Consider the following 911-nt stretch of genomic DNA (forward strand, 5'->3'; position numbering starts at 1 on the left):
GCAAGTGCTGTAGCTCCAATAAGAACATCACCTACACCAGTTTTGCATCCACCATAACTTTGTCTATGATATCCTGCGAATCTCTCAACAAGTGTTCCAACAAATTCAGTTTCTCCATTTAAGAATATCCTATCATTTGGTACGAATACATCATCAAATATAGTTAATGCTTCTACTCCACCATAGTTGTAATTACCAACATCTAAATCTGCTCCTTCTTCGCTTTTTCTTGTATCACAAGATTGACGTCCAAGAATCATAATTATACCTTTTGTATTTGTTGGCACTGAGAAAGATACAGCATAATCTTCTTCGCCTGGCTTCATAGCCATAGTTGGCATAACTAGAACTTCATGAGAATTACATATACCAGTTTGATGAGCCTTTGCCCCTCTTACTACAATACCATCTGGTCTTCTTTCAACTACATGAAGAAACATATCTGGATCTTCTTGTTTTGTTATTGAAAGGCCTCTATCTCCTTTAGGATCTGTCATTGCTCCATCTACTATCAAATCATTTTCATGAATGTATGTTAAGAATTTTTTAAAATTTTCATGGTACTTAGTTCCATGCTCTTTATCAACTTCAAAGGTTGTACTATACTCAGAGTTAAATGCATCCATTCCAACACATCTTTGGAAACATGAAGCAGTTTTTTGTCCCAATAATCTTTGCATTTTAACTTTTTTAACTAAGTCTCCAGTACCCTGATGAATATTTGCAAACCTGTTAATTTTTTCACCTGTAAGTATTGAAGTAGATGTTAGTAATTCTTCATACTCAGGCATCTGTGCTAAATCATAAGTCATTTTAACTGAGTTCATTGAAGGTCGTATTATAGGGTTGTCCACTACATTCTCAACTAATTCTCCAAACATGTAAACCTTTAATTCAAGTTTTCTAAGACT

At 34.4% G+C, this 911-nt stretch carries 1 protein-coding gene; it reads right to left on the reverse strand.

Features of this window, described 5'->3' with window-relative positions; all coding sequences use genetic code 11:
- Positions 1 to 911 (reverse strand): 4-hydroxyphenylacetate 3-hydroxylase N-terminal domain-containing protein (locus LGK95_RS22160; RefSeq protein ID WP_319001954.1); only part of this gene is annotated, 911 nt, incomplete at both ends.

Origin of the sequence: Clostridium algoriphilum, assembly GCF_020443705.1 — a bacterium.
Taxonomy (GTDB): Bacteria; Bacillota; Clostridia; order Clostridiales; family Clostridiaceae; genus Clostridium_AD; species Clostridium_AD algoriphilum.